At 40.7% G+C, this 25,966-nt stretch carries 24 protein-coding genes and 1 pseudogene; 1 reads left to right on the top strand and 24 read right to left on the bottom strand.

The window, feature by feature from the left end:
* Window positions 1-23: 23 nt before the first annotated feature.
* The 18 genes and pseudogenes from HMPREF9965_RS09215 to eno form a co-directional block, all read right to left on the bottom strand.
* Complete coding sequence (locus HMPREF9965_RS09215; RefSeq protein WP_000874010.1) at window positions 24-1,013, bottom strand: lipoate--protein ligase; 990 nt, start codon at window positions 1,011-1,013, stop codon at window positions 24-26.
* A gap of 191 nt (window positions 1,014-1,204) precedes the next feature.
* A complete protein-coding gene (gene lpdA / locus HMPREF9965_RS09210) occupies window positions 1,205-2,911 on the bottom strand; it encodes a dihydrolipoyl dehydrogenase (protein ID WP_001162887.1) in 1,707 nt (568 codons plus the stop codon).
* Window positions 2,912-2,955: 44 nt separating this feature from the next.
* Window positions 2,956-3,999: a dihydrolipoamide acetyltransferase gene (locus HMPREF9965_RS09205; protein ID WP_000752732.1), complete on the bottom strand. Its 1,044-nt coding sequence runs from the start codon at window positions 3,997-3,999 to the stop codon at window positions 2,956-2,958.
* Window positions 4,000-4,216: 217 nt separating this feature from the next.
* Complete coding sequence (locus tag HMPREF9965_RS09200) at window positions 4,217-5,209, bottom strand: alpha-ketoacid dehydrogenase subunit beta (RefSeq protein WP_000448712.1); 993 nt, start codon at window positions 5,207-5,209, stop codon at window positions 4,217-4,219.
* A gap of 15 nt (window positions 5,210-5,224) precedes the next feature.
* The gene (locus tag HMPREF9965_RS09195) at window positions 5,225-6,193 is read right to left on the bottom strand and encodes a thiamine pyrophosphate-dependent dehydrogenase E1 component subunit alpha (protein WP_000105378.1); all 969 of its coding nucleotides are present in this window, start codon (window positions 6,191-6,193) and stop codon (window positions 5,225-5,227) included.
* Between the two features lie 154 nt (window positions 6,194-6,347).
* A complete protein-coding gene (locus HMPREF9965_RS09190) occupies window positions 6,348-7,703 on the bottom strand; it encodes an MATE family efflux transporter (RefSeq protein ID WP_000283620.1) in 1,356 nt (451 codons plus the stop codon).
* Between the two features lie 41 nt (window positions 7,704-7,744).
* Entirely contained in the window at window positions 7,745-9,013 is a 1,269-nt protein-coding gene (locus tag HMPREF9965_RS09185) for a dihydroorotase (protein WP_000924521.1), read from the bottom strand.
* 12 nt (window positions 9,014-9,025) lie between these two features.
* Window positions 9,026-9,490 (bottom strand): NUDIX hydrolase, encoded by a 465-nt coding sequence (locus tag HMPREF9965_RS09180; protein ID WP_001135752.1) that lies wholly within the window; start codon window positions 9,488-9,490, stop codon window positions 9,026-9,028.
* Window positions 9,491-9,499: 9 nt separating this feature from the next.
* Window positions 9,500-10,153: a uracil-DNA glycosylase gene (locus HMPREF9965_RS09175; RefSeq protein WP_001164847.1), complete on the bottom strand. Its 654-nt coding sequence runs from the start codon at window positions 10,151-10,153 to the stop codon at window positions 9,500-9,502.
* 11 nt (window positions 10,154-10,164) lie between these two features.
* A complete protein-coding gene (locus HMPREF9965_RS09170) occupies window positions 10,165-10,920 on the bottom strand; it encodes a DUF4336 domain-containing protein (protein WP_004243722.1) in 756 nt (251 codons plus the stop codon).
* A gap of 64 nt (window positions 10,921-10,984) precedes the next feature.
* On the bottom strand, window positions 10,985-11,677 hold the full coding sequence (locus HMPREF9965_RS09165) for a YjjG family noncanonical pyrimidine nucleotidase (protein WP_000120624.1): 693 nt from the start codon (window positions 11,675-11,677) through the stop codon (window positions 10,985-10,987).
* A gap of 35 nt (window positions 11,678-11,712) precedes the next feature.
* Window positions 11,713-12,327: a hypothetical protein gene (locus tag HMPREF9965_RS09160; protein ID WP_001166739.1), complete on the bottom strand. Its 615-nt coding sequence runs from the start codon at window positions 12,325-12,327 to the stop codon at window positions 11,713-11,715.
* A gap of 89 nt (window positions 12,328-12,416) precedes the next feature.
* A pseudogene (locus tag HMPREF9965_RS13395) lies at window positions 12,417-12,919 on the bottom strand (hypothetical protein).
* 243 nt (window positions 12,920-13,162) lie between these two features.
* The gene (locus HMPREF9965_RS09150) at window positions 13,163-13,705 is read right to left on the bottom strand and encodes a ClbS/DfsB family four-helix bundle protein (protein ID WP_001137921.1); all 543 of its coding nucleotides are present in this window, start codon (window positions 13,703-13,705) and stop codon (window positions 13,163-13,165) included.
* A 132-nt stretch (window positions 13,706-13,837) separates the two neighbouring features.
* A complete protein-coding gene (locus HMPREF9965_RS09145; protein WP_001178518.1) occupies window positions 13,838-14,752 on the bottom strand; it encodes a hypothetical protein in 915 nt (304 codons plus the stop codon).
* Between the two features lie 184 nt (window positions 14,753-14,936).
* Window positions 14,937-15,773 (bottom strand): AraC family transcriptional regulator, encoded by an 837-nt coding sequence (locus HMPREF9965_RS09140; RefSeq protein ID WP_000972217.1) that lies wholly within the window; start codon window positions 15,771-15,773, stop codon window positions 14,937-14,939.
* Between the two features lie 203 nt (window positions 15,774-15,976).
* Window positions 15,977-16,471 (bottom strand): YkgJ family cysteine cluster protein, encoded by a 495-nt coding sequence (locus HMPREF9965_RS09135; RefSeq protein WP_000159480.1) that lies wholly within the window; start codon window positions 16,469-16,471, stop codon window positions 15,977-15,979.
* A 126-nt stretch (window positions 16,472-16,597) separates the two neighbouring features.
* Window positions 16,598-17,902: a surface-displayed alpha-enolase gene (gene eno, locus HMPREF9965_RS09130; protein WP_000022821.1), complete on the bottom strand. Its 1,305-nt coding sequence runs from the start codon at window positions 17,900-17,902 to the stop codon at window positions 16,598-16,600.
* 163 nt (window positions 17,903-18,065) lie between these two features.
* Between eno and HMPREF9965_RS09125 the strand changes: the two genes are divergently transcribed.
* On the top strand, window positions 18,066-18,512 hold the full coding sequence (locus HMPREF9965_RS09125; protein ID WP_000131085.1) for a DUF1694 domain-containing protein: 447 nt from the start codon (window positions 18,066-18,068) through the stop codon (window positions 18,510-18,512).
* Here HMPREF9965_RS09125 and HMPREF9965_RS09120 read toward each other — a convergent pair.
* The 6 genes from HMPREF9965_RS09120 to glgB all read right to left on the bottom strand — a co-directional run bounded on the left by HMPREF9965_RS09120 (window position 18,509) and on the right by glgB (window position 25,965).
* On the bottom strand, window positions 18,509-19,630 hold the full coding sequence (locus tag HMPREF9965_RS09120; RefSeq protein WP_000706408.1) for a glycerate kinase: 1,122 nt from the start codon (window positions 19,628-19,630) through the stop codon (window positions 18,509-18,511). The two genes, HMPREF9965_RS09125 and HMPREF9965_RS09120, sit on opposite strands and share 4 nt — an antisense overlap.
* A gap of 9 nt (window positions 19,631-19,639) precedes the next feature.
* Entirely contained in the window at window positions 19,640-20,284 is a 645-nt protein-coding gene (gene serB / locus HMPREF9965_RS09115) for a phosphoserine phosphatase SerB (RefSeq protein ID WP_000195445.1), read from the bottom strand.
* Window positions 20,285-20,345: 61 nt separating this feature from the next.
* Window positions 20,346-21,779 (bottom strand): glycogen synthase GlgA, encoded by a 1,434-nt coding sequence (gene glgA, locus HMPREF9965_RS09110; RefSeq protein ID WP_000697319.1) that lies wholly within the window; start codon window positions 21,777-21,779, stop codon window positions 20,346-20,348.
* Window positions 21,776-22,915, bottom strand: coding sequence for a glucose-1-phosphate adenylyltransferase subunit GlgD (gene glgD, locus HMPREF9965_RS09105; protein ID WP_000687021.1), 1,140 nt, complete (start codon window positions 22,913-22,915; stop codon window positions 21,776-21,778). Before glgD ends, glgA begins: the two co-directional genes overlap by 4 nt.
* Complete coding sequence (locus HMPREF9965_RS09100; protein WP_000787260.1) at window positions 22,905-24,047, bottom strand: glucose-1-phosphate adenylyltransferase; 1,143 nt, start codon at window positions 24,045-24,047, stop codon at window positions 22,905-22,907. The genes glgD and HMPREF9965_RS09100 overlap by 11 nt, the downstream gene beginning before the upstream one ends.
* Window positions 24,037-25,965, bottom strand: a complete 1,929-nt coding sequence (gene glgB, locus HMPREF9965_RS09095) for a 1,4-alpha-glucan branching protein GlgB (RefSeq protein ID WP_001064524.1) — start codon at window positions 25,963-25,965, stop codon at window positions 24,037-24,039. The genes HMPREF9965_RS09100 and glgB overlap by 11 nt, the downstream gene beginning before the upstream one ends.
* Window position 25,966 lies beyond the last annotated feature (1 nt).

The raw sequence follows: 25,966 nt of genomic DNA, 5'->3' as shown, positions 1-25,966 counted from the left end.
TCCATCTTAAATGGATTCTTTTATTATCCTACTACTGCTTCAGCGATTTCTTCACGGCTAATGCCAGCAAAGTAGCGTGTGATGTCAATAGTTTCTAGAGCTTTAAGGACATCTTCGCGTTCGTATTTTACTCCACGAAGGACATCTTCTACAGCTGCAACGTCTTCGATACCAAAGAAGTCACCATAGATCTTGATATCTTGGATTTTTGATTCAATGACGTTGGCAAAAACTTCAACCTTACCACTAGTGAATTTTGTTCCACGACGGACGTTAAATTCAGGTGATTTACCGTAGTTCCAGTCCCAAGTACCAAACTTTGTATCCTTGATGCGATTGATTTCAGCCAATTCTTCCTCAGAAAAAACGTATTCTGTCATTTCTGGATACTCTTTTTTCATGTATTCTAGTAGTAAATCACGGAATTCTTCAACTGTGATTTTTTCTGGCAATTCATTAACAATATTGGTTACACGAGCACGGACAGATTTCACACCTTTTGATTCAAATTTATCTTTTGAAACCTTGAGGGCGTTAGCAAGGACTGACAAATCAACGTCAAAGAGCAAGCAACCGTGGTGCATGATACGCCCATTGATATAGGCTTGGGCATTGCCACAGAATTTTTTTCCATCAATCTCAAGGTCATTACGGCCTGTGAACTCAGCTTTAACACCGAGTTGAGCCAAGGTATTGATAACTGGAGTTGAGAAGCTCTTGAAGTCAAAGGCCTTGTTTTCATCTTCTTTTGAAATGATGGTGTAGTTGAGGTTGTTTAGATCATGGTAAACAGCTCCACCACCACTGATACGGCGGACTACCTCAATACCATTTTCGCGAACATAATCACGGTTGATTTCTTCGATGGTATTCTGGTGACGACCAACAATAATAGATGGTTTATTGATCCAAAGTAGGAAGATTTGTTCCTCATCAAGTAGGTGTTTAAAGGCATATTCTTCCAAGGCGATATTAAAAGCAGTGTCGTTTGAATGATTGATAATGTATTTCATAGTATTTCCAAAAATTTAGTTTTTAAATTCTGTTCATAGCAACCAATTTTCTAAAGTGGTAAAAAGAAATGTAACGTGTTATCGTTACATTTCTCGGAAAAAATTGAGACAAGAGGCTCAATTTTTAGACATGGAACTCTAATAGAGGTCGCTTCCGTCCGTACTACTTTAAGAAAATTTAGTTGAAAATCTTATTTATTTTTCTTAGGTGAATGGATGGCCATTCCTAAAACATCCGCAAATGCTTCGTACATTACTTCAGAGTAGGTTGGGTGTCCGTGGATGGTCTTCAGCATTTCTTCAACAGTGATTTCCATTTCAATAATACTTGACGCTTCGTTGATCAATTCTGCGGCTGCAGGACCGATGATGTGAACACCAAGGATTTCTCCGTATTTCTTATCAGCGATGACTTTTACGAAACCTTGAGCAGCATCAGAAGCGATTGCACGACCGTTGGCTGCAAAGTTGAATTTACCGATGGCCACATCGTATTTCTCACGAGCTTGTTCTTCAGTTAGACCTACTGCTGCTACTTCAGGAAGAGTGTAGATAGCTGCAGGAGTCAAGTTCAATTTGGCAACAGCATGATTTCCTTTAAGGGCATTTTCAGCGGCAACTTCACCCATGCGGAAGGCTGCGTGCGCCAACATTTTAGTACCGTTGATGTCACCTGGTGCGTAAATGCCTGGAACAGAAGTTTCCATGTATTCATTGACCTTGATGCGACCACGATCCAATTCAAACTCAACATCGCCAATTCCTTCAAGGTCTGGCACACGACCGATTGAAAGAAGAGCTTTATTTGCAATGATATCGTCTTTTCCTTCAACCTTGATACGAAGTTGACCATTTTCCTCGATGATTTCTTGCAATTTTGTACCTGTCAAGATAGTCATGCCTTTGCGTTCCAAAATCAAGCGAAGGTTCTTAGAAACTTCCGCATCCATAGCTGGCACGATACGGTCCATCATTTCGATAACAGTCACTTTTGAACCAAATGTCATGAAGGCTTGACCGAGTTCGATACCGACAACTCCACCACCGATGATAACAAGGCTTTCTGGAACTTCGTTCATTTCAAGAATGTCGTCGCTTGTCATCACAAGTGAAGATTCCATACCAGGAACGTTGATCTTGCTGACTTTTGAACCACCAGCAAGGATAATTTTCTTAGTTTCAAGCAACTCTGAACCATTAACCAAGACATTCTTATCTTTAGTAATGGTACCAACACCCTTATGAACAGTAACTCCGTAACTACGAAGAAGACCCGCAACACCACCTACCAAGGTATTGACAACTTTAGATTTAGTTTCTAAAAGTTTGTCCATATCAACAGTGAAGTTTGGATTTTCGATGACGATACCACGGTTTGCTGCATGACCGATGTTTTCGATGATTTCAGCGTTGTGAAGGTAGGTCTTGGTTGGGATACAGCCACGGTTCAAGCACGTTCCACCAAGTTCAGATTTCTCAACAAGGGCAACCTTACCACCGAGTTGGGCTGCTTTAATGGCTGCCACATATCCAGCAGGACCACCACCAATCACAACGATATCAAAGGCATCATCGCTCTTACCATCGTCGTTTGAAGCACTAGCTGCAGGTACAGGTTTTGATTCTGGCGCAGCAGCTCCAGCTGTTGGGATATTTTCCCCTTCTTCACCAAGGTAACCGATAACTTCCGTTACAGGGACAGTTTCACCATCTCCTTTGAGGATGGCAATCAAGTATCCATCTTCTTCGGCTTCCAATTCCATGCTGACTTTGTCAGTCATGATTTCCAAAAGGATTTCTCCTTCTTTTACAAATTCACCGACTTTTTTATTCCATTGGACGATTTGTCCTTCTGTCATATCTACGCCGGCTTTTGGCATAATTACTTCTAAGGCCATGTCTTACTTCCTTTATCTAAAACTCTAAAATAACAATAGCTAACTTAAACCAACATTGAGATTGGATTCTCAATTAAGGCTTTCAAGTCTTTCATAAACTTAGCACCAGCCATACCATCTACAACACGGTGGTCAATGGTTAATCCTAGGCTCATGATAGGACGAATAACAATCTCACCATTGACAACAACTGGTTTCTCAATTGTCGAACTTACACCTAGAATAGCTGAGTTTGGTTGGTTGATGATTGGACCGAAGGACTGAACACCAAACATTCCCAAGTTACTGATTGTGAATGTTGAATTTTGCAGTTCACTTGGAGCCAATTTACCATCCAATGTACGGCCAATGACATCTTTGAAGGCAACAACCAACTCTGACAAGCTCAGCTTCTCAGCATTGTAAACAACTGGTGTCATTAGACCATTATCCATACCAACTGCCATTGCAAGGTTGACATAGTTGTGAGTGATAATAGTCTTGCCATCTTCAGTCAATGAAGCATTGATATAAGGGTGTTTCATCAGTGTCTTCACAACAGCGAGTGAAAGAAGGTCTGTAACCGTGATTTTCTTACCAGTTGCTTCCATAATTGGATCAAGAACCTTCTTACGAAGGGCCAACATTTCTGACATATCGACATCGTAGTTGAGTGTGAAGGTTGGCGCAGTTAGGTAGGATTCAACCATACGTTGAGCTATAACCTTACGCATTGGTGTCATTGGAATACGCTCAATCTCACCATAAGGAGTGATATTGTTTGGAACTTCTTCCACTTTTTTGATTTGAGCAGGAGACTTGATAGTATCGTTTTCGATATTTTCCGGAAGCAAGGCCAAAACGTCCTTCTTCATGATCTTACCACGGTGACCCGTTCCTTGGATTTCCTGCCAAGCAATGTTATGTTCGAGGGCAATTCGTTTTGCAAGTGGCGAAATGCGAACCACGTTTGTGTCTTTATAAGTTTCCACGTCTTCTTTGTGGACACGACCGTTTGCACCTGAGCCAGAAACGTCGTAGAGGTTGATCCCTAGATCATTCGCTAACTTTCTAGCCGCAGGAGTCGCTCTTAGCTTGTCATCAGCCATGACCTCTCCAATTCTATTTATGATACAAAGGGCGTTTAAAAGCGACCGAAAAATAGGAAATCGATGCTGGCTTCGATGAAGCCAAGGAGATTTATCTTTTTTCCGAGCTTTTAGCCCGTGCTCTAATCTAAGATATTAAGAACGAAAAGAGTTCTGCACCTAAAAGATACAAAGTTTCTCGTCTTTTTTATTTTGTTTACATAATTTATATTATGTATTATTCTTTGTTATATGTCTTACGGATGGCATCTTTGATGCTTTCAACTGTTGGAATCATTGCATTCTCTAGGTTTTGCGCGTAAGGCATTGGCACATCTTCACCAGCGCAGCGACGGATTGGTGCGTCTAGATAATCAAATGCTTCTGATTCTGAAATAATAGCTGAAATCTCTCCGATATAGCCACTTGTTTTGTGAGCATCGTTGACAAGCACCACCTTACCAGTCTTCTTAACTGAGTTAATGATGATATCCTTATCAAGAGGAACAAGGGTACGAGGGTCCACAATTTCAACTGAAATTCCTTCTTCAGCTAATTCTTCAGCAGCTTGAATCACGCGGCGAAGCATTTTTCCATAAGTAACGACTGTTACATCCGTTCCTTCACGTTTGATTTCACCAACCCCAAGTGGGATTGTGTAGTCTGGATCAACCGGCACTTCCCCTTTTTGGTTAAATTCTGACTTGTATTCAAGAATGATAACAGGGTTGTTATCACGGATAGAAGACTTGAGAAGCCCTTTCATGTCAGCAGGTGTACCTGGAGCTACAACCTTAAGACCAGGGATGTGTGTGAACCAAGACTCTAGAGACTGAGAGTGCTGAGCTGCAGAACCGACACCGTTACCAGCTGCGCATCGAACTGTCATTGGAACCTGACCTTTACCACCAAACATATAACGTGTTTTAGCAGCTTGGTTGACGATATTGTCCATGGCAATAACCGAGAAATCCATGAAGGTCATATCAACAATTGGACGAAGTCCTGTCATGGCTGCTCCTGCTGCTGCTCCCGAGATGGCAGCTTCAGAAATCGGACAGTCTCGAACACGTTCTGGACCAAATTCTTCGAGCATTCCGACAGAAGTTCCGAAGTCTCCTCCGAAGACACCGACGTCTTCTCCCATCAAGAATACATTTTCATCGCGACGCATTTCCTCAGACATAGCAAGGATAATGGTGTCACGGAACGACATTGTTTTTGTTTCCATTTTATCTCTTTCTCCTTAGTCTGCGTAAATATCTTCAAAGGCCGATTCTAGCGGTGGGAATGGGCTTTCTTCTGCAAATTTAACAGAGGCTTCTACTGCTTCCTTGACTTGTGCTTGAATTTCTTCCAATTCTTCTGCACTTGCAATATTGTTTTCAATGAGGTATTTGCGAAGATTTTCGATTGGGTCTTTTTGTTTCCACAATTCCACTTCTTCACGGGTACGATATTTACCAGGGTCAGATGATGAGTGACCAAGCCAACGATAGGTTACACTTTCAATCAAGACTGGGCCATTGCCACCACGAACATGGTCTACAGCTTTCTTAAATCCTTCATAAACATCAATGACATTGTTTCCGTCTTCAATAAACATTCCAGGAATTCCATAAGCATCGCTACGTTGATGAATATGCTCTACATTGGTCATTTTCTTGATATCCGCAGAGATCCCATAACCGTTGTTAATGCAGTAGAAAATGACTGGAAGGTTCCAGATGGAAGCCATGTTAACAGCTTCGTGGAAAACACCTTCGTTGGTAGCACCGTCACCAAAGAAGCAGACAACAATCTTGCCTGTCTTTTTCATTTGCTGACTGAGGGCTGCACCAACAGCGATTCCCATACCACCACCTACGATACCATTGGCACCAAGGTTACCCGCATCAAGGTCGGCAATATGCATAGAACCACCTTTTCCTTTACAGGTTCCAGTGTATTTACCAAGGATTTCAGCCATCATTCCGTTGAGGTCAATTCCTTTGGCGATAGCTTGCCCATGACCACGGTGGTTTGAGGTAATCAGATCATCTGGATTGAGAGCCAGCATAGCTCCGACGTTAGCGGCTTCCTCTCCAACAGAAAAGTGAGTCATACCAGGAACTTTCCCTTTTTTTACTAATTGTGCAATTTTTAAGTCCATTCGACGGATTTCTTCCATCTTACGGAACATCTCTAGCAAGAGATTTCTATCTAAAGTTGACATAATCTCGCCTTTCTAGGTTTAAAGTTTTATATCCTCATTCTATCGCATTATGAAAGCACTGTCAAAATATATGCTTAGATTCTTTCACAAAATACAAAAAGAAAACCCCAGTTTATCGGGATTTTCTATAAATTAAAACATTTTTTCACAAAGTTTATTTGACATTGGAAACTTCAAATCTTTTCATAATCGTTTGCAAGCGCCCTTGATAGAGGATAGCACTAACGACCAAACTCGCTATTAGACCAATCCAGTAAGAATAGGCTCCCAAAGTTGTTACTTGATCTAGGAATAAGCCTAATGGAATGGAAACAGCCCAGTAAGCAATTACTCCTAGATAAAAGGGAACAACCGTATCCTTATAGCCTCTCAGTATTCCTTGTAAAGGAGCTGCAACGGTGTCAGCTAACTGGAAAAAAAGACTATAAGTTAGGAAGGTAGATGTTAGTTCGATGAAGTCAGGATTATTTCCATATAAACTGGCTACGACATCTCTCAAGATATAGAGGAAGCTTAAGGTAAAACCTGCAAATATCAACGCTATCCAACGACCAATTTTGATATAGGTCTTGGCATCATCAAAACGCTTAGCCCCAACCTCATAAGAGACAACTATGGCCATGGCAGAAGAAATGCTCACTGGAAAGGCATACATGAGAGTTGAGAAGTTCATGGCTGACTGGTGGCTGGCAATAATCATAGACGAAAACTTTGCCATAATCAAACCAACGACTGAAAAAATAATAACCTCAGCAAAAACAGTTCCACCGATTGGTAATCCCAAGCGAATCCCTTCTTTGATCTTTACTAGGTCAAGCGGAAGCGGTTTTTCCAAATGAAACTCTTTTAACTTTTCTTGCTTTAAAAGGATGATGACAGAGATTCCAAGGAGGCACCAGTAAGCTAGGGAAGTTCCTAAGCCTGCTCCTGCTCCACCTAACTCTGGAAACCCAAAGGCACCGTAGATCAATAAATAGTTAAATCCACAATTTAAAGGTAGCAACAAGAGCATGAGGTACATAGATAGCTTGGTCAGACCGAGTGAATCAAGTAGCGATCGGATAACACTGAAAAGCAACAAGGGAATAATTCCGATAGACAAGTACCAAAGATAAGAAACCGAAACAGCTGCAACTTGGGATTCTAGCCCGATATGGTTTAAGACTGGGGGTGCTAAGAATACTACCATTCCAAGCAAGACCAAAGACAGTCCGAAAGCTAGGTAGATGAATTGGTAAAAGTCAGATGCTACTTCTTCCTTTTTGCCTCGTCCTAGATGATGGCCGATGATGGGCACCATGGCCGAAACAATCCCTGTTAAAAAGGTAAAGAAAGGATTCCAGAGACTCGTTGCAGTTGAAACACCAGCCAAGTCCATGGTATTGTACTGCCCCGTCATGGTTGTATCGACAAAAGAGGCAGAATAATTGGCAAACTGATAAATCAGGATAGGGAAAAATATCTTAAGAAATAAGACAAACTTATCTTTAAATTGATGGGTTGGATACATATACGCTCTCTATTCTTATAGTTTATAGAGCAGAGTCCCATCTAGTTTTGGTAGACGATTTGTCCCTTACAAATAGTATATTTGACCTGCCCTTTTAAGGTTTCGCCGATAAATGGTGAATTGGATGATTTTGAAGCAAAGTCTGGACCAACAGTACGATTAGCCTTGTCATCAAAGATGGTGATATCCGCTGGACCATTTTCAGCTAAGTAGCCTGCTTCAAAGTTATAAAGCTTAGCTGGATTGACAGTCATTTTTTCTAGCAATTCCATTAAGCTTAGCTCACCAGCTTCCACCAAATAAGTCAAGCCGAGAGAAAGAGAGGTTTCCAAGCCAGTCATACCAGATGGCGCTTTAGTGATATCTTCTACATTTTTCTCATCTGCATGGTGAGGGGCGTGGTCTGTCGCAATCACAGTGATGACGCCTGACTTGAGACCTTCAATCACGGCACGACGATCTGACTCCAAACGAAGCGGAGGATTCATTTTAGCATTGCTACCTTGAGTCAAGAGGAGGGCCTCTGTCTTAGAGAAATGCTGTGGAGCTACTTCCGCTGTGACTTGCGCTCCCAGACCTTGAGCGAACTCCACTACCTTGACACTTTCCTCCTTAGACAAATGCTGAATATGGACATGTGCCTTAGTTGCGTAGGCAATCATGACATCACGCGCAATCATAGCGTATTCTGCCACCCCTGTCGCACCACAGATCTTGAAGTGGTCTTTAGCGATGTTTTCGTTAAAGCCAAGAATCCCATTCAAGCCTGGATCTTCCTCGTGTAGACAAACAAAGGTGCCAAGTTTCTTAGCAGTTTCCAAGGCTTCTTTGAGAACCTTACTGCTTTCAAGTGGAATACCGTCATCAGAGAAACCAACGGCACCTGCTTCTAAAAGCGCCTTAAAATCAGTCAAGTCTTGGCCATTAAAGTTCTTAGTAATGGTCGCAACTGTCTTGACATTGATCTTTTCTTTAGCAGCTGACTGGAGAACTTCTTGCAAAGTCTCCACATCCGAAATGGTTGGACTAGTATTAGCCATCATGACAACCGTTGTAAAGCCACCTGCAGCGGCTGCTAGGGCACCAGTATGAATGTCTTCTTTATGAGTTTGACCAGGTTCACGGAAATGAACATGAATATCAACTAGTCCAGGCGCAACTACAAGACCAGTAGCATCAATCAGTTCTGCTCCTTCTTTCTTGATTTCCGGAGCAATTTTGACAATTTTCCCATCTTGGACTAAAACATCACACACTTGATCCAAACCAGACTTAGGATCCATTACACGACCATTTTTGATTAGTAACATCTGCTTTCTCCTTTATTCATAGAAATCAACTTGAGTATCCAACAATTTATCCCCATCATAAACAAACTTAGCTGAAAAGAAGGGTTTGTCCTCTAAAAGCCACTCAACAAAGGTGTGGTCACCTTCCCAAGTTGGCTTGCTCAAAACTTCATCATAGGGAACCCATTCTAGCGTCCCCTCATTGCAGTCAATCAAATCACCTTCAAACTCTGTCACCTTAAAAACATAGGTGTACCAGTCTAAATCTGGTGTGAATTCTGGAAAAGTGATAATGCCTTTTAGAACTGGCTTAGCTTTCAAACCCGTTTCCTCGAAGATTTCACGCGCTGCGCATTCCTGAGGTGTCTCCCCTCGCTCTAACTTACCACCCACACCAATCCATTTGCCTTCATGGACATCATTCAGCTTCTTATTACGATGCAGCATGAGCAGTTCTTTTCCGTTATCAATGTAGCAAATCGTCGCTAACTGAGGCATATTCTCTCCTTATCTAAGCCAATCAATTGGCACTTGTCCTGTCTCTTTTAAGAATGCATTAGCCTTGGAAAAAGGCTTGGAACCCCAAAATCCTCTATAAACAGATAAAGGACTTGGGTGAGCTGATTCGATAATCAAGTGGTGAGGATTGGTAACCAAGACTTTCTTCTTGCGTGCATAAGCACCCCAGAGTACAAAAACTACAGGTCTGTCTAGATTATTGACAACCCGAATCACAGCATCTGTAAAAGGCTCCCATATCTGCCCAGCATGACCATTGGCTTGACCAGCAGGAACCGTCAAGCAAGCATTGAGAAGTAAGACTCCTTGCTCAGCCCAAGATGTCAAATCATGAGATTTCTTAACGCCAAGATCATCTGATAATTCTTTCAAGATATTTTGCAAGGATGGCGGGGCTGGGATAGAGTCAGGTACAGAAAAACTCAAGCCCTGCGCCTGACCTGGTCCGTGATAAGGATCCTGCCCCAGAATCACCACCTTAACCTCTTCAAGCGGTGTAGTTAATAGAGCCTGAAAAACTTTTTCCTTGGGTGGGTATACAGTTCCCTGAGCATAGACCTGATCCATAAATTGATTGATTTTCCCGAAATACCCCTCAGGTAATTGCTCCTTAATCAAAGCATGCCAAGATGAGTGTTGCATCTTTTTCTCCTTTACCGTATCCATCTAAAAGCACGTTTTAATTCATCTATACCATTCTCAAAAAAGCATAGACCGTGTGCAAGAATGATTTTATCCGGTTTCCAGTTTAATATACGGGCAAAGGAAACCTTTGCTTCCCTTTGTCTTCCTAAAAAAGTCATCCGATAATCGATAGGAGTTTGACCATCAGGGGCTGTTACACGGGCTAAACGATAGATTTTTCTTCGGATTGGACTAGCTATCTTTTCCGGTTCAAAATTCTCTATAAGGTCCGTTACAATGAGTGTTTTAGTCGATTTATGAAAAAACACCACTTCTTCAATCACAGAACTTCCCTTAAAAATAAGTTGATCAATCTCATCAGACCATAAGTCAGGAGACTCATCTGCTAAGGGAGCATCAAATTCCACCTTGACATTCTGACTTTTCACTCTCTCTTCAACTCCTGGACTAGACCATGCTTGTGCATAAGGATATCTTTTTTTCCAATCTGCAATATAGGCGTAGTGAATCTTATTTGGTGAAATCAGGTAAGCGACTCTGCCCAAAGTATCCAGTTCAGTAAAGAGCTCCTCATTGGGCGCAATAGGAGAATGAATCCAGAGTTTTCCATCATTTAACTTAACCACCGTCATACGTGTCTGAAAAGGAAGTTTGAAGATTTTCATATCCATTTGAATCAAATCACCATCTGCAATCCAGATATTTTGATCAACTTCCTTTAGTGTATACAATGGTTCATAAAGAGAAAGAGCTGGTCTTGACATCATTTACTATTCCTTAGTTTTTCCTGCCTCTATTATAGCAAAAAGTGGCTATTGAAACCACTTTTTACAGTTTATCTAAGAGTTCTAGTAGAGCTAGGTAAGAATGGACTTCGTAAGTCGGCTGGGCTTGCGTCTTAATTTCCAGATGATGGGGATTATACCAGATAGTATCGATACCAGCATTATTGCCACCTTGAATATCAGCTGTTAGGGAATCTCCAATCATCAGGGCCTTTTCTTTATCAAATCCAGCAATCTGCTGACCGATTTTTTCATAGAATAGTGCATCAGGCTTTTGCGTTTGCAACTGCTCGGAAATAAAGATTTGGTTGAAATAGGGAGCCAGACCAGAATGAGCCAAACGCCCTGTCTGAATGGCAGTAATCCCATTTGTCGCAGCATACAAATCATAATCACGCTCGATAAGGCTGTCCAAGAGTTCATGAGCACCTGAAAAAGTTTGTCCCTGTTGGGCTAAGTAAAATTGGTAACGCTGAGCAAGTAACGTACCGTCTTTCTCCAGTCCAAAATGAGCAAATAAACGAGAAAAGCGCGTGTTAACCAGTTCTTGTTTACTGATTTTCTTTTGCTCCAAGTCCTTCCAGAGAGCCTTGTTCATTGGAACGTAATAGTCCTTGTAGGCTTGGATATCCGTCACTCCTTCTTCTTTTAGTAGTTGTGTCAGAGCCACATCCTCAGCAGTATCAAAATCAAGCAAAGTGTGGTCAAGGTCGAAGAGTAAAAATTTGTAGGACAATTTGATGGTTTTCCTTTCTAAGCGAGAACAAGTTACTAGTATTTATTAGGGAAATATTCTTTTCCCAACTGCCATAAATACTGATCAATCTCTCTAAGATTAAATTCGTCTAATCCGTAGTATTCTCTAAAAGCAATAATTATATTTTTAAATTTTTGATAATCTTTTAGATCTGCATTCTTAAAGTTGGAAAATTTATCTGTTTTTCTAAAATATTTCAATACTTTTTCTACATAGCTATCATAAATAGGGTATTCTTTAGGATTATGATGGGAACAGTATTTGGTAGAAAAAGAATAAAACTTTCTAGTGACTCCATTAATAGTAACATTTTGAATTTCATTGACTAAAGTTACATCACCTTGTCTCAACCTCTCATCAATTTTAAGACTCAGTATATGCTCTGCAACTGGATAAACTGAAAAAATATTTGTACTATAAAAATCATTCAACGTAGCAACCTTTAATAAGATGTCAGAAATTTCTTCGTTACTTGGTAATAGCTCAAAAAACAATTTATCTAAAGCATCTTCTTGCAACTTATAATTTTTAAGATTTTTCCACGATTTTAAGTATTTTTCAACTTCAATGGCTGAAGGTTTTGAAATAACAATATTTGATTTCTGTTTTCTATTGTAGTTTATTTGCATATCTATCTCACTTCAAGTAGTTATTCAAAAAATTTGATAGATTAATTATAGCATATTACAAAACGAATGGGTAACCTCTTTATTCTCCCCTACCCCAACTCCTTCGCTATTCTGCTTTTTTCAAGTTTTCCCTTAGTAATTCGTTTCCATAAAACAAGAGGGTTCAAACTATAAGATAGACGTACGAGGAAATAATTAACCCATTCGATAAGGGCAAAAAGTTGTATCAGTGTGGCTAAGATAGCCACTTGGAAACTCTGTGTGTTCCAGACTATAAAAGGAAAGCCTGAAATAAGTAAAACAAGGTCTAGTATTCTGAAACCACCATATAGTTTGGGGACACTACCGCTTCCGAACTGAGGTTTCGATAGTCTTCTAATCAAAATCGCCCAATAGATTGAACCTTGAAGCAATATAAATGTCAGTAAAGACAAAGGATAGAGAATGGTTACTAGACTATTCCAATCAGCAAGCCGATTTTTTAAAAGGAAAAAGAAAACCAAAAGGATAGGACGGCTGTAAACTCTCCCAAACAGAGGGACATCAACTCTTTTCTAACTTTCTCTTTTTGTATGTTCATCATCTCACCCATCTATCTATCATCCTATATCAGAAAAAAGCCATTCGAAGCATCGAACAGCTTAATTCCTTTAATATCAATGCAATTCCAAACTTAGAATTACTATAAAATAAATGTTTTCGTACTATTCTAAGCCATTGATTGCTTTAAATCTAAATTTTTGAAGGATTCTAAAGCTAAAATTGTTCAAAAATCACGAGAATAAAGCTATTCGAAGCTTAGAAGAACCTTTTCTAAATTTCATTATCAATTCATCTAGTTGCTCTTGCAATTTTTCTGATGAGCTTTGAGTTTTTTCAGAGCCCAGTCATAGTGACTGGAAGTGGCACTCACAAAGTAGGAACCTAGACTTGTTCCTCCCGTCCACTTATAGACACCTTTTGTGAACAATTCGTCATTGCTGAAGCCTTCCATCAACTCTAAAACCTCTTTATGCGATTGATTGAGGAGTTTGGTCGCTTCTTCTAAGGACGTACTCTGGTGCTTCTTCCAAAAAGCGACATTCATTTCCCCATAAGTTTTCCAATTATAAGGTTCAGGGAGAAAAGGTCTTTCATGATCCTTTTGATTGGAATGTACCCAGGTCAAAAGTAACTGATGCCATTCATAGAGATGGATCAGGACATCCCGTAGATTTTTATCTCTTTTCCAGTGAGCTTCTTTTTTCTTTTGGTCTTTTGAAAAATCAAAAGGAGTCTGTAGTTCCTCTTCACTTAATTTAGATATAAAGTGATTGAGCTTTTCATAGTTTTCCTTAGAGGCTAGCACTAGCTCCTCTTTTGTTCTTGGTCTAGGCATAGGAGTTCTCCCTTCATTTTTAAGTAGAATAAGCTATTTTCTTACTTCATTATACCATAACCATAATCAAAAAGCAGTTCTTCATGTTACGAAAAACTGCTTTTACTAACTATTTTTTTATGCTTATAGTCACTACTTTACATATAAATCTCTAAAGCGACCATCCACTTCTGCTATCTGATAGAGCAAGTGGGCTAGTTCTTGGTAATCTTCTTTTAAACACGAAAGGTGGGCTTGGCCAAATAAAGAAGCCAATTCCTCTTTTAATCGTGCCCCTTCTGGATCATGATCTTTTAAGAATTTACTGAGATAGAGATTTCTAACAGCAGCAAGTTTAAAACTGAAATACTGATGCAATTGTTTTTGCTCTGTATTTAAGCCATTTTCAGCAACTGCTTTTGCATAACATTCCAATACACCACTTTGACCATCCAGATATCGGGTCTTCATAATCCTTGCTGTTTCCTGATAGATTTCAGTCTGACTAGGAGTCTTGACCTTCTTAAAATTTCCCCACATGGAGTATGCTCCGCGCTTATAGTCAATAGCCTCCGCCTTCCAGGCTTCTGAGATGTCATTAAAAGCAACTTTCATACAGGCAAAACCAGCTGGATCATGCAAATAGAGATACTGACCATCAAGAGCATACACGGTTACAAAGTGATCCACACCATAAAGGATAGTGTGATTGGGGTTGTAGGTCAGTTGGCCCATATCAAGAGGTCCCAGTACTACAGGTCCATTGGACAGAAAGGTTTCCAACTTTCTTTTAATTTCTTCCAAATTAACTTCTGCTCCATCTTTTAGATAGAAATCCTCATAGTCAAACCCTAGTATTTTTAAGGAATGGGAGATGGAAAGGTCTGGCATTCCATTATCAAAGAATACTAAAGGGTGCTCCTCATCTTCCTTTACGATACTAGCGCCATTTCCCATCACCATAATTGCCTCTAAAAACTCTGCTTTAAAGTCATAACCATAGGCGTCGAGCGCCATTGCCAATGAGTAGCTATAGCAAAGCGACACATCTCCAAAATACATCTGCATATTCATGCCTCCTTATCTTCTATGGGACTATTATACCTAGAAAACGTTACTCATACCCCATTAAATCCAAACAAAAAATATGGGTATTTGTGATTTACGGACATGAATGTCAACAATAAAAAACTCTGTAGAGATTCTTTCTACAGAGTTAGGTTTGCATCTTTATAAAAAATCAGAAAATGTTCTAGTTCTTGATCACTGGTATCCAGAGTTCCATTTGATAGTCTGGTGACGACATATCTCCTTCAGTATAGACTTCAAAGTCTGGTGAGCCTGAGTGGCGATAGCCAGTTTCTGGGAAAAAGACCTCCAAAACATACTTCCAAGCATGGTGGATGCTGGTTGGTACAGCCCCCTTGACTGGTACGATAGCATATTCAGCTTCGGAGATGTCTTTGATTGACAGACCCAATTCTTCTGCTTTGACTTTATCCGTCACATCATAGGCAGCCATATAGTTAATAATCTCGCCTTCTTTGACATCCGAGCAGACACCAAAGGATTGGCCACTGCCCATACTTTCTAAGCTTTCAAAGCTGTGATTTGCATAGAGCTGCTCCCAAGCAGATGGGCACTGGCTATTGTCGATATCTTCCAATAGGACGCCTGCTACAGTAAAAGCAGATTTCTTTTGAATCTTGATATCCATGTTCTTTCCTCCTGTAATCTTTAAGGATAATTGAAGTCTAGGAAAGACCCGATAAGGTTTTCCATTTCGAACTTCTGAGGGGGTCGCACCATGGAATTTCTTGAAGGCTGCGCTAAAGGCATCCGCAGACTCATAGCCGTATTTCAGTGCTATATCAATGACCTTCTCAGAGCCTTCCAGCAAGTCTGTCACTGCTTCTGACAGCCTGCGATTACGCAAGTATTCTGCTAATGTCATATCTGCCAGGATAGAAAATAGCCTGCTAAAGAGAGGGTAAGAATAGCCCGATAGCTGCTGAATTTTTTTCATATCCACTTCTCCAGTCAGCTGTTGCTCCAAATAATCCATGGTTTGGTTGAATTGATGCATCATATTCTTTTCTTCTTACCTCCACAAGATACAAAGGCCGTTAAAAGCAAAGTTAAAATAGGAAAATTGACGCTGAAGCTTCTGGTTCTAGGAAATTTTCTCTTTTTCTCATAGCTTTTAGGCCGTGTTCAATTCTATCTATAGTTTAACAGATATCAGATACTTCCGCCCTAGAATCTTTGTACAAGATCTAAAGGTGTAAATTTCTATAACTTATCCTTTAATTTTTCAACAAAGAGATAAGCTGCAGGGCAGGTCAAGGTGTTCTTAATCGTTAAATGGTTGATTTGATGGATCTTCTTACGATCTGTATGGGGGAACTCGCGACAGGCCTTGGGACGAACATCATAGATGGAGCAGAGATTATCTCCTCCTAGAAAGGGGCAAGGCATAGATTTAAAAACCTTATCTCCATCTTCATCTACCTGAAGGAATTCCACTTCAAAAGCTGGTAATTTCATCTTAAAGTACTTAGCAATACGGGTAATATCGGCTTCTTTAAAGTCAGGCCCCAATGTCTTACAACAGTTAGCGCAGGCAGTGCAATCGATCTCAGCAAAAACTTCTTGGTGGATCTGCTGAGCTATCTTATCTAGATTCTTTGGTGGTTTTTTCTTTAGATTAGCTAACACTTTGCGGTGCTCCTTCTGCTTTTGCAAGGCTAGCTGATGGTAATACTCAATATCAATTTCTTTAGTCATAATTTCTTTCTAATTCAAGTGTTTTTGTCTATTATACCATAAAGACTGTCCCCTTTTTGCCCCCTGAACAAAGAAAAAGCCCTTCGGATAAAATCCGAGGGGCTTAAAACGTTGTTAAATCAACGATTATTTTTTCAAGTTGTAGAATGATTTCAATCCACGGTATTCAGCTACTTCACCAAGTTGGTCTTCGATACGAAGCAATTGGTTGTATTTAGCGATACGGTCTGTACGTGAAAGTGAACCAGTCTTGATTTGTCCTGCGTTAGTTGCAACTGCGATGTCAGCGATTGTTGAATCTTCAGTTTCACCTGAACGGTGTGATACAACTGCAGTGTAACCAGCTTCTTTCGCCATTTCGATAGCGTCGAATGTTTCAGTAAGAGTACCGATTTGGTTAACTTTGATAAGGATTGAGTTAGCAGCACCTTCTGCAATACCTTTTTCAAGGTAAGAAGTGTTTGTTACGAAGAAGTCATCACCAACCAATTGAACTTTACCACCAAGACGTTCAGTAAGAGCTTTCCAACCGTCCCAGTCGTTTTCGTCCATACCATCTTCGATAGTGATGATTGGGTATTTGTTAACCAATTCTTCAAGGTAGTCGATTTGTTCTGCAGCAGTACGTACAGCAGCGCCTTCACCTTCGAATTTAGTGTAGTCGTAAACTTTACGTTCTTTATCGTAGAATTCTGATGAAGCACAGTCAAATCCGATAAATACGTCTTTACCAGGAACATATCCAGCAGCTTCAATTGCAGCAAGGATAGTTTCAACTCCGTCTTCAGTTCCTTCGAAACGAGGAGCGAATCCACCTTCGTCACCTACGGCAGTTTCCAAACCACGTGATTTAAGGATTTTCTTAAGAGCGTGGAAGATTTCAGCACCCCAACGAAGAGCTTCTTTGAATGATGGTGCACCAGCAGGTACGATCATGAATTCTTGGAAAGCGATTGGAGCATCTGAGTGAGAACCACCATTGATAATGTTCATCATTGGAGTTGGAAGAACTTTAGTGTTGAATCCACCAAGGTAGCTGTAAAGTGGGATTTCAAGGTAGTCAGCAGCAGCACGAGCTACAGCGATAGACACACCAAGAATTGCATTTGCACCCAATTTACCTTTGTTAGGAGTACCGTCAAGAGCGATCATAGCACGGTCGATAGCTTGTTGATCACGTACATCGTAGCCGATAATTGCTTCAGCAATGATGTTGTTTACGTTGTCAACAGCTTTTTGTGTACCAAGACCACCGTAACGAGATTTGTCACCGTCGCGAAGTTCAACTGCTTCGTGTTCACCAGTAGAAGCTCCAGATGGAACCATACCACGTCCGAAAGCACCTGATTCAGTATAAACTTCTACTTCAAGTGTTGGGTTACCGCGTGAGTCTAGGACTTCGCGAGCGTAAACATCAGTAATAATTGACATTTCTTACTCTCCTTTGAGCTTATTTATTTTACACCTCTATGATACCTCAAATACACGCCTTTTTCAAGGAAAAACGTTATCTTTGTGCAAATTTTCCTTAACTTTATAAAGTAATCGCTTTCTTTGGCCTGTTTTCTCATAGCTTTTGTGATATACTAATTTTATGACAGATTTATCAAAACAACTACTAGAAAAGGCTCACGGTGGGCCAAAACTAAACCCGGATGAACAACGTCGTTTTCTCGGCACTTTCGAGGAAAGAGTTCTTGGATATGCGGATGTTGAGACGGCCAATAGCCTTCAACTCCAAAAAGGATTTTTAACGATTTTGGAAAACTTTCAAGAAAAGACAGAGAGTCTTTTTGTGAAGATTTCGCCAAATATCGAGTTTGACAAACAGGTCTTTTACTTAAAACAAGCAAAGGAAAGTAATTGCCAGGCGACTATTGTTTCAGACGATCATATCACCTCTCCTTTTGGCCTTGTCATTCACACGAACGAACCTATTCAAGTATACGAAAAGGACCTAAGACTCGCTTTCTCAGACCTCTGGCAAGAGAAAAAGGCAGAGGCTCCTAAAAAATCTATCTGGAAAAAATGGTTTGGTTAATGATTTCTCAAATTTAACAAACGACCAATATTAGTAGCTGTGTGCTCCAAATAGAGACTTGCATTTTTCAAACTGTCTTCTAAAGGCTCACTTTTCTCTAAAATAGAAAAGGCAGCTTGTATATTTTCGAATGGTAGGGGAGGCAAATCGTTAGAAAGACTTCCACAAATAGCAATAACAGGGACTCCGTTAGGGGTTCTTTTTGCTACGCCGATAGGAGCTTTTCCAGTAAGGCTTTGACTATCCAGTCTGCCCTCTCCAACGATAACCAAGTCAGCATCTCCAACTTTCTTGTCAAAGTCAATCAAATCCAAGCAAGTATCAATCCCAGATACGATACAGGCCTCAGCAAAGGCGCAGAGCCCAGCCGCAATGCCACCCCCAGCTCCTGCTCCTTTCAGAGACAGGGTTAAAGGCGAAAATTTTTCATAGAACTCCTGTATAGCCAGATCTACTGTTTCAAACAAAGCAGGATCCAAACCTTTTTGTCTGCCAAATGTATAGGTTGCCCCTTGATGACCACATAGAAGGCTCACGACATCTGCTAAAATGCGGATTTTCACATCTTCAGGAATCCTATACAAGTACAAGTCGCTGTCTGAAATTGACTCGAACTCAAGCAAAGTCTGACCGCAAGCTGGCAATTCTTTTCCATTCTTATCATAAAAACGATAACCTAAACCAGCAGCAATGCCTATTCCACCGTCATTAGTAGCCGTACCGCCTACACCGATATAGATTTCCTTCATTCCTTGATCAATGAGATGACGAATCAGCTCTCCAATACCTCTGGTTTGGATGTGGAGAGGATTTCGTTTCTCATGCGGAATCTTTCCAAGACCAACCAAGTCAGCAACTTCAAAGAGTGCCCTGTTATCTTTCTGAAAGTAGCGCATTGATTCTTTTAGACCAAAAGGTCCCGTAACCTCTTGCCTTTTTTCTTCGAGATCAAGAGAATGTCGAATAGCATCTACAGTTCCTTCCCCGCCATCACCAACAGGACAGAGCAGACATTCTACATCCGCTATTGACTGTTCGAAGCCTTTTTTTATAGCTTGAGCGACCTGTTCTGCCGTCAAACTTTCTTTAAAAGAATCGGGTGCAATTACAATTTTCATAGTTCCCTCTCATTCTAAGAAATCAATCAAAGGAAGAACTTCTAAAAGATCCCTCGTATCTACATGACAAGCTATCTCAGCTTTTACGACATCTTTAGCACAAAAGGCTATACCGTGACCTGCTGATTTTAACATGAATAGGTCATTAGCACCATCACCGATTGCAATCGTTCTTTCTTTGGAAAGTCCTAATTCCTCTCTCCATTTCTCAAGAGTAGCTTGTTTTACTTGACCTGTCACAATTTCACCAACTAATTTTCCTGTTAAAAGACCGTCTTTAACTTCAAGTTTGTTGGCAGAAAAATGGGTAATCCCTAGAGATTTTGCTAATCTCTCAACTATTGGTGTAAATCCACCAGACACTAGACCGACTAGGATGCCATTCTTTTGGAGAATAGAGATAAATTTTTGAGCATTTTGGGACAGATGGATGGATTTGAAAACTGTATCCAAAACCGAAATCGGAAGACCTTTTAACAAAGCCACTCTCTCTCGCAAACTCCTTTCAAAGTCCAGTTCACCTCGCATTGCCTGGCTTGTAATCTGCGATATTTCTTCTTCGCAACCTATTTCTCTTCCTAAAAGGTCAATCACTTCCTCTACTATCAGGGTGCCATCAACATCCATAACACACAGGCCTTTTACTTGTGTCATCACTTCTCCTCTTTTCTAAACAGCCCAAAAATCGTATGAAAGAATCATACGATTTTATCTATTAGTTGACTAGACTATGGTACAAGTCAAGATAAGACTTGCAGGCTGTATCCCATGAGAAATCACATTCCATAGCTTGTTTTTGTAGATTTCTCCAAACGTCTGGCTGGTTCTTATAAACATCCAATGCTGTTTGGAAACTCCAGTTAAGCCAGTATGGTGTTAAATTGTCAAAGCTAAATCCAGTACCAGTTCCTTCGATCGGATTGAAGGCTTGAACTGTATCTCTTAGTCCACCCACTTCATGAACCAATGGTAGAGTTCCATAACGCATAGCCATCATTTGAGACAAGCCGCATGGTTCAAAACGACTTGGCATGAGGAAGAGATCACAGGCTGCGTAGATTTCTTGAGCAAGTTTGACGTCAAAAGTGATATTTGCTGATAGCTTGTCAGGATAGACTTGAGCAAACCATGAGAAAGAATGTTCAAAAGCAGGATCGCCTGTTCCTAAAAGGACTATTTGAACGTCCTCTTGTAAGAAACGATGCAAGCTTTCTACAACGACATCAAATCCTTTTTGGCGTGTCAAACGAGAGACAATCCCAACTAGCGGAACATCTGCTCGCACAGGTAGACCAACTCTCTCTTGCAATTTTGCTTTGTTTTGTGCTTTTCCAGACAAATCATCCTTATCAAAATGATGGTCTAAAAGAGCATCTGTCTCTGGATTATAGAGATCGGTATCGATTCCATTAACAATACCAGAAACCTTGCCAGACTCCATTCTAAGAATCTGATCCAAGCCACAACCGAACTGACTAGTCATAATCTCATGTGCATAGCTAGGCGATACGGTTGAGACACGATCCGCGTATAGGATACCAGCTTTCATCCAGTTTAGACAATCATTCCAACGAAGGGTCCCATCAGCGTAACGTTCAAAACCGACTCCAAACAAATCCCACAACATTCCTTCAGAAAATTGACCTTGGAATTCCAAATTATGAATAGTTAAAACAGTTCTGATTCCTTGATATGCCTGAATCCATCTGTATTTTTCCTTCAAGAGAAAAGGAATCATAGCGGTGTGATAATCATGGACATGGAGAATATCTGGAATGAAATCAATTCGCTCCATGGCTTCAAGAGCAGCCAGTTGGAAGAAGGCAAAGCGTTCACCATCATCGAAATCTCCGTAAACATGACCTCGGAAGAAATAAGTTTGATTGTCTACGAAGTAGAAGGTAACACCATTTAAGACGGTCTTCTTAATACCACAGTACTGTCTGCGCCATCCCACACTCACTTCAAAGTGAAGAACATCCTCAATCTGGTCGCCGAACTTAGCCTCTACCATGTCATAGTAAGGTAAGACAACCGCAACTTCGTGCCCTGCCTTTACCAGTGATTTGGGAAGAGCGCCAATGACGTCTCCCAAACCACCTGTTTTTGAAAAGGGCGCACCCTCTGCTGCTACGAATAAAATTTTCATGAATGAATATCCTCTGTAACTTTTTCGCCTTTTTTGACTACAACTGGGTGTTCTGCAGTACCGCGAATAACGACACCGTCAGCAACTTCAACCCCTTTGTCCAAGATTGCATACTCAACTTGGGCACCTTGACCAATCACAACACGTGGGAAGAGAAGGCTGTCTTTAACTAGACTATCCTTATGAACGTGAATATTACGTGATAGGACCGACTGAACTACTTCACCCTCTATGATACTACCAGAGGCGAACTGCGAAGTACTTACCTTAGAGGTATTTGAGTAGTAAGTTGGTTCTTCGTTCTTAACCTTGGTATAAATCTTTTGGTTAGGTGAGAAGAGAGAGTAGAATTTTTGAGACTCCAGCATATCAATATTGGCTTGATAATAGGATTGAACAGAGTGAATATTGGCTAGGTAGCCAGTGTATTCATAAGCAAAAGCACCTTCTTTAGCTGCCAACTCACGTAAAACATAGCGTAATTTTTCTGGGTATTCTTTTTGAACTTCTTCTTCCAAACGCTTAATCAACCACGGAGTATCAACGACGAATATATCTGTAGACATGTTGAAAAGTTCATCTGTTGATTTGGCATCAAAAAGTTTATGAGAAAGAACACGGTCTGTTTCATCCACTTCCAAGATGGCATTAACATCTGAAATATCCTTTTTAGGTAATTTCTTATAAACAACCGTAATTGGACGCCCAGCAGTAGTATGTAAATGGAATACTTGATTGAGGTCAATATTCACCACGATATCACAGTTAAGTGCAACCGTCTGATTTGATCCTGAACGTTTCAAATAAGTGAGAAGCTGTTGGTAATATTCTTTCCCAACTGTGCTACTTTCAACACGCGTATTATAAATACCTAGATAGTAGTGACTGAGAAGGGTAGATAAGCCCCACTCACGTCCTGAACGAATGTGGTCAAAGACTGAACTGATATTATCTTGTTGGAAAATTCCAAAGACACTACGAACACCAGCATTTGCAAGGCTAGAAAGAGGGAAGTCAATCAAACGATATTTTGCTCCAAATGGCAAACTGGCTACTGGACGATGATCTGTCAAAGTTGACATATCGTGAAAACCAACGGTGTTTCCTAAAATGGCTGAATATTTATCAATCTTCATCTGTTGCTACCCCCACTACTTCATCATATCCTACTACTTGTACTTCGTCTGTTCCATCAATTTCGACACCTTCAGAAATAACAGCACCTTCACCAATGATGGCACGTTTAATTTTTGCACCTTTTCCGATAATGGCACCACTCATGATTACAGAGTCTACTACTTCAGCGCCCTCACGTACTTGCGCTTCTGTTGAGAGAATAGAATGCTTAACAGTTCCATCCACGAGACAGCCATCCACAACTAAAGAATCTTCTACATGAGCGTGTTTTCCAATAAAGTTTGGTGGTGAAATCAAGTTGCGTGAGTAGATTTTCCACTGACGATCACGACTATCCAAAGCGTTGTTTGGATCAATGTATTCCATATTTGCTTCCCATAGAGACTCGATAGTACCAACGTCTTTCCAGTAGCCTTTGAATTCATAAGCATAGACACTTTCTCCAGACTCAAGGTAATTTGGAATAACGTTTTTACCAAAGTCTGACATATCTACCTTGCTCTTTTCAGCAGCAACAAGCATATTGCGAAGTCGTTTCCAGTCAAAAATATAAATCCCCATAGAAGCCTTTGTAGACTTAGGTTGAGCAGGTTTTTCTTCAAATTCAACGATACGATTATTGGCATCTGTATTCATGATACCAAAACGGCTAGCTTCTTTGAGAGGCACATCTAGAACAGCTACTGTCAAGCTGGCGTTGTTGTCCTTATGGGACTGAAGCATATCATCGTAGTCCATCTTGTAGATGTGGTCACCAGAAAGGATCAGAACATATTCAGGATTGACACTGTCGATGTAGTCAATATTTTGGTAGATAGCGTGGCTAGTTCCTTCAAACCAACGATTTCCCTCGCTTGCAGAGTAGGGTTGAAGAATAGAAACACCTGTGTTAATTCCATCCAGACCCCAGCTCGAACCATTTCCAATATGGTTGTTTAAGGCAAGAGGTTGATACTGCGTAATAACACCGACGTTGTGAATCCCAGAGTTAGCACAGTTTGAAAGCGCAAAGTCAATGATACGGTAGCGCCCACCGAATTGCACTGCTGGTTTGGCAATGCTTTGAGTGAGTTTTCCGAGACGTGTTCCTTGCCCACCGGCAAGGATCAAAGCTAGCATTTCATTCTTCATTTTCTACTCCTTTTTGGGTTTTATTTGTGACAGTTTTAGTTGGTTTCAAGCGACGTTTAATCTTCCAGATACTTGCTCCCATAGCTGGCAAGGTAAAGGTCAAGGTCTGCTCATAATCCTTCCATAATCCTTCTTGAGTTTGAACCGTTTGGTTGTATTCTTTCCAGACACCACCCCATTGTTCCAATTCTGTATTCCAAACTTCTTCATAAACTCCTGCGACAGGAAGTCCGATTGTAAAGTCTTTTCGTTCAACAGGCGCCATATTAAAGACACAGACTAGCATTTCACCCTTTTTACTCTTACGAATAAAGGAAAGGACACTCTGATCTCTATTATCCGCATCGATAATTTCGATGCCATCGTAGCTGGTGTCAATTTCCCAAAGGCAACGATGCTCTTTATAGAATTGATTGAGTTGAGAAGTGAAGTACTTCATCTTAGCATTCATTGGATCTTCCAAGTTAGACCATTCTAGCTGTTCCTCAGACTTCCACTCTAAAAACTGACCATACTCGCTTCCCATGAACAAGAGTTTCTTACCTGGATGACAAATTTGATAAGTGTAGAGATTTCGCAAACCTGCAAATTGATTGTAGCGATCTCCCCACATCTTGTGCATCATGCTTTTCTTACCATGCACGACTTCATCGTGTGAGAAAGGTAAGAGGTAGTTTTCATTGAAAACGTACATGAAGCTGAAGGTTACCAAGTTAAAATCATACTTACGATAAATCGGGTCCTCCTCGTAGAAACGGAGAATATCATTCATCCAACCCATATTCCACTTGTAGTCAAATCCAAGACCGCCCATTTCTTTCATACCAGTAATCTTTGTTGCTGATGAACTTTCTTCTGCAATCATCATCACATCTGGATGAGCCAACTTGATAACTGTGTTCAAACGTTGAAGGAAATAGTAGCCTTCGTAGTTGAGATTGCCACCGTCTTTGTTTGGAGTCCAAGGAGCATTATCATAGTCGAGGTAGAGCATATTGCTGACTGCATCCACTCGAATACCGTCTAAATGATAAAAGTCAATCCAGAATTTAATGCTAGAAATCAAGAAAGACTGAACTTCATTCTTCCCAAGGTCAAAGTTAAGAGCTCCCCAACCATAGTTATGAGCCTTATTGTGGTCTTGGTATTCAAAAGTCGGTGTTCCATCGTAATAAGCAAGAGCGTCATCGTTGATGGTAAAATGACCTGGAACCCAATCCACAATTACACCGATATTGTTTAAATGACATTCCTCAACAAAATCTTGGAATTCCTCTGGTCGCCCATAAGAGTGCTCCATAGCAAAGTAACCCATAAGCTGGTAGCCCCAACTCAATCCAAGCGGGTGAGCCATTAAAGGCATAAACTCGATGTGAGTGTAGTTCATCTCAACAAGATAAGGAATCAGCTCCTCCTTAAGTTGTGCAAAGCTGTATGGACTACCATCTGGATTTCTTTTCCAAGATCCAGCATGGGCTTCATAAATATTGACTGGTCTCTCAAAAAAGCCCCAGCGTTTTCTCCTAGCTAGCCAAAGACCATCTTTCCATTTTTTCTCTGGAATATCAGTCAGGATGGCTCCAGTCTCTGGGCGAGCCTCAAAACGAACTGCCAATGGATCAATTTTCATAATCTGGTGCCCATTTGCACGCGTGATATGATACTTATAAATCTGCCCTTCATGAGCTAGACTTGTGAAGACTTCCCAAACACCCGATTCATTCCGTACCATAGGAATTTGGTGTTCTGTCCAGTTTGTAAAATCACCAACTAAGTGCACAGCCTGAGCGTTAGGTGCCCAAACACGGAAAGTAAAACCAATTTCTCCGTCTTTTTCCTCTTTATGTGCTCCTAGATAGTGCTGAAGATGAAAATTTTCTCCAGTAGTGAAGGTTCTCAATGCTTCTTGATTATTCATC

The sequence above is a fragment of the Streptococcus mitis bv. 2 str. SK95 genome (assembly GCF_000222705.1).
GTDB classification, from domain to species: Bacteria; Bacillota; Bacilli; order Lactobacillales; family Streptococcaceae; genus Streptococcus; species Streptococcus mitis_AY.
The sequence above is the reverse complement of the archived record's forward strand: the minus strand, read 5'-3'. Positions and strand labels throughout refer to the sequence as shown.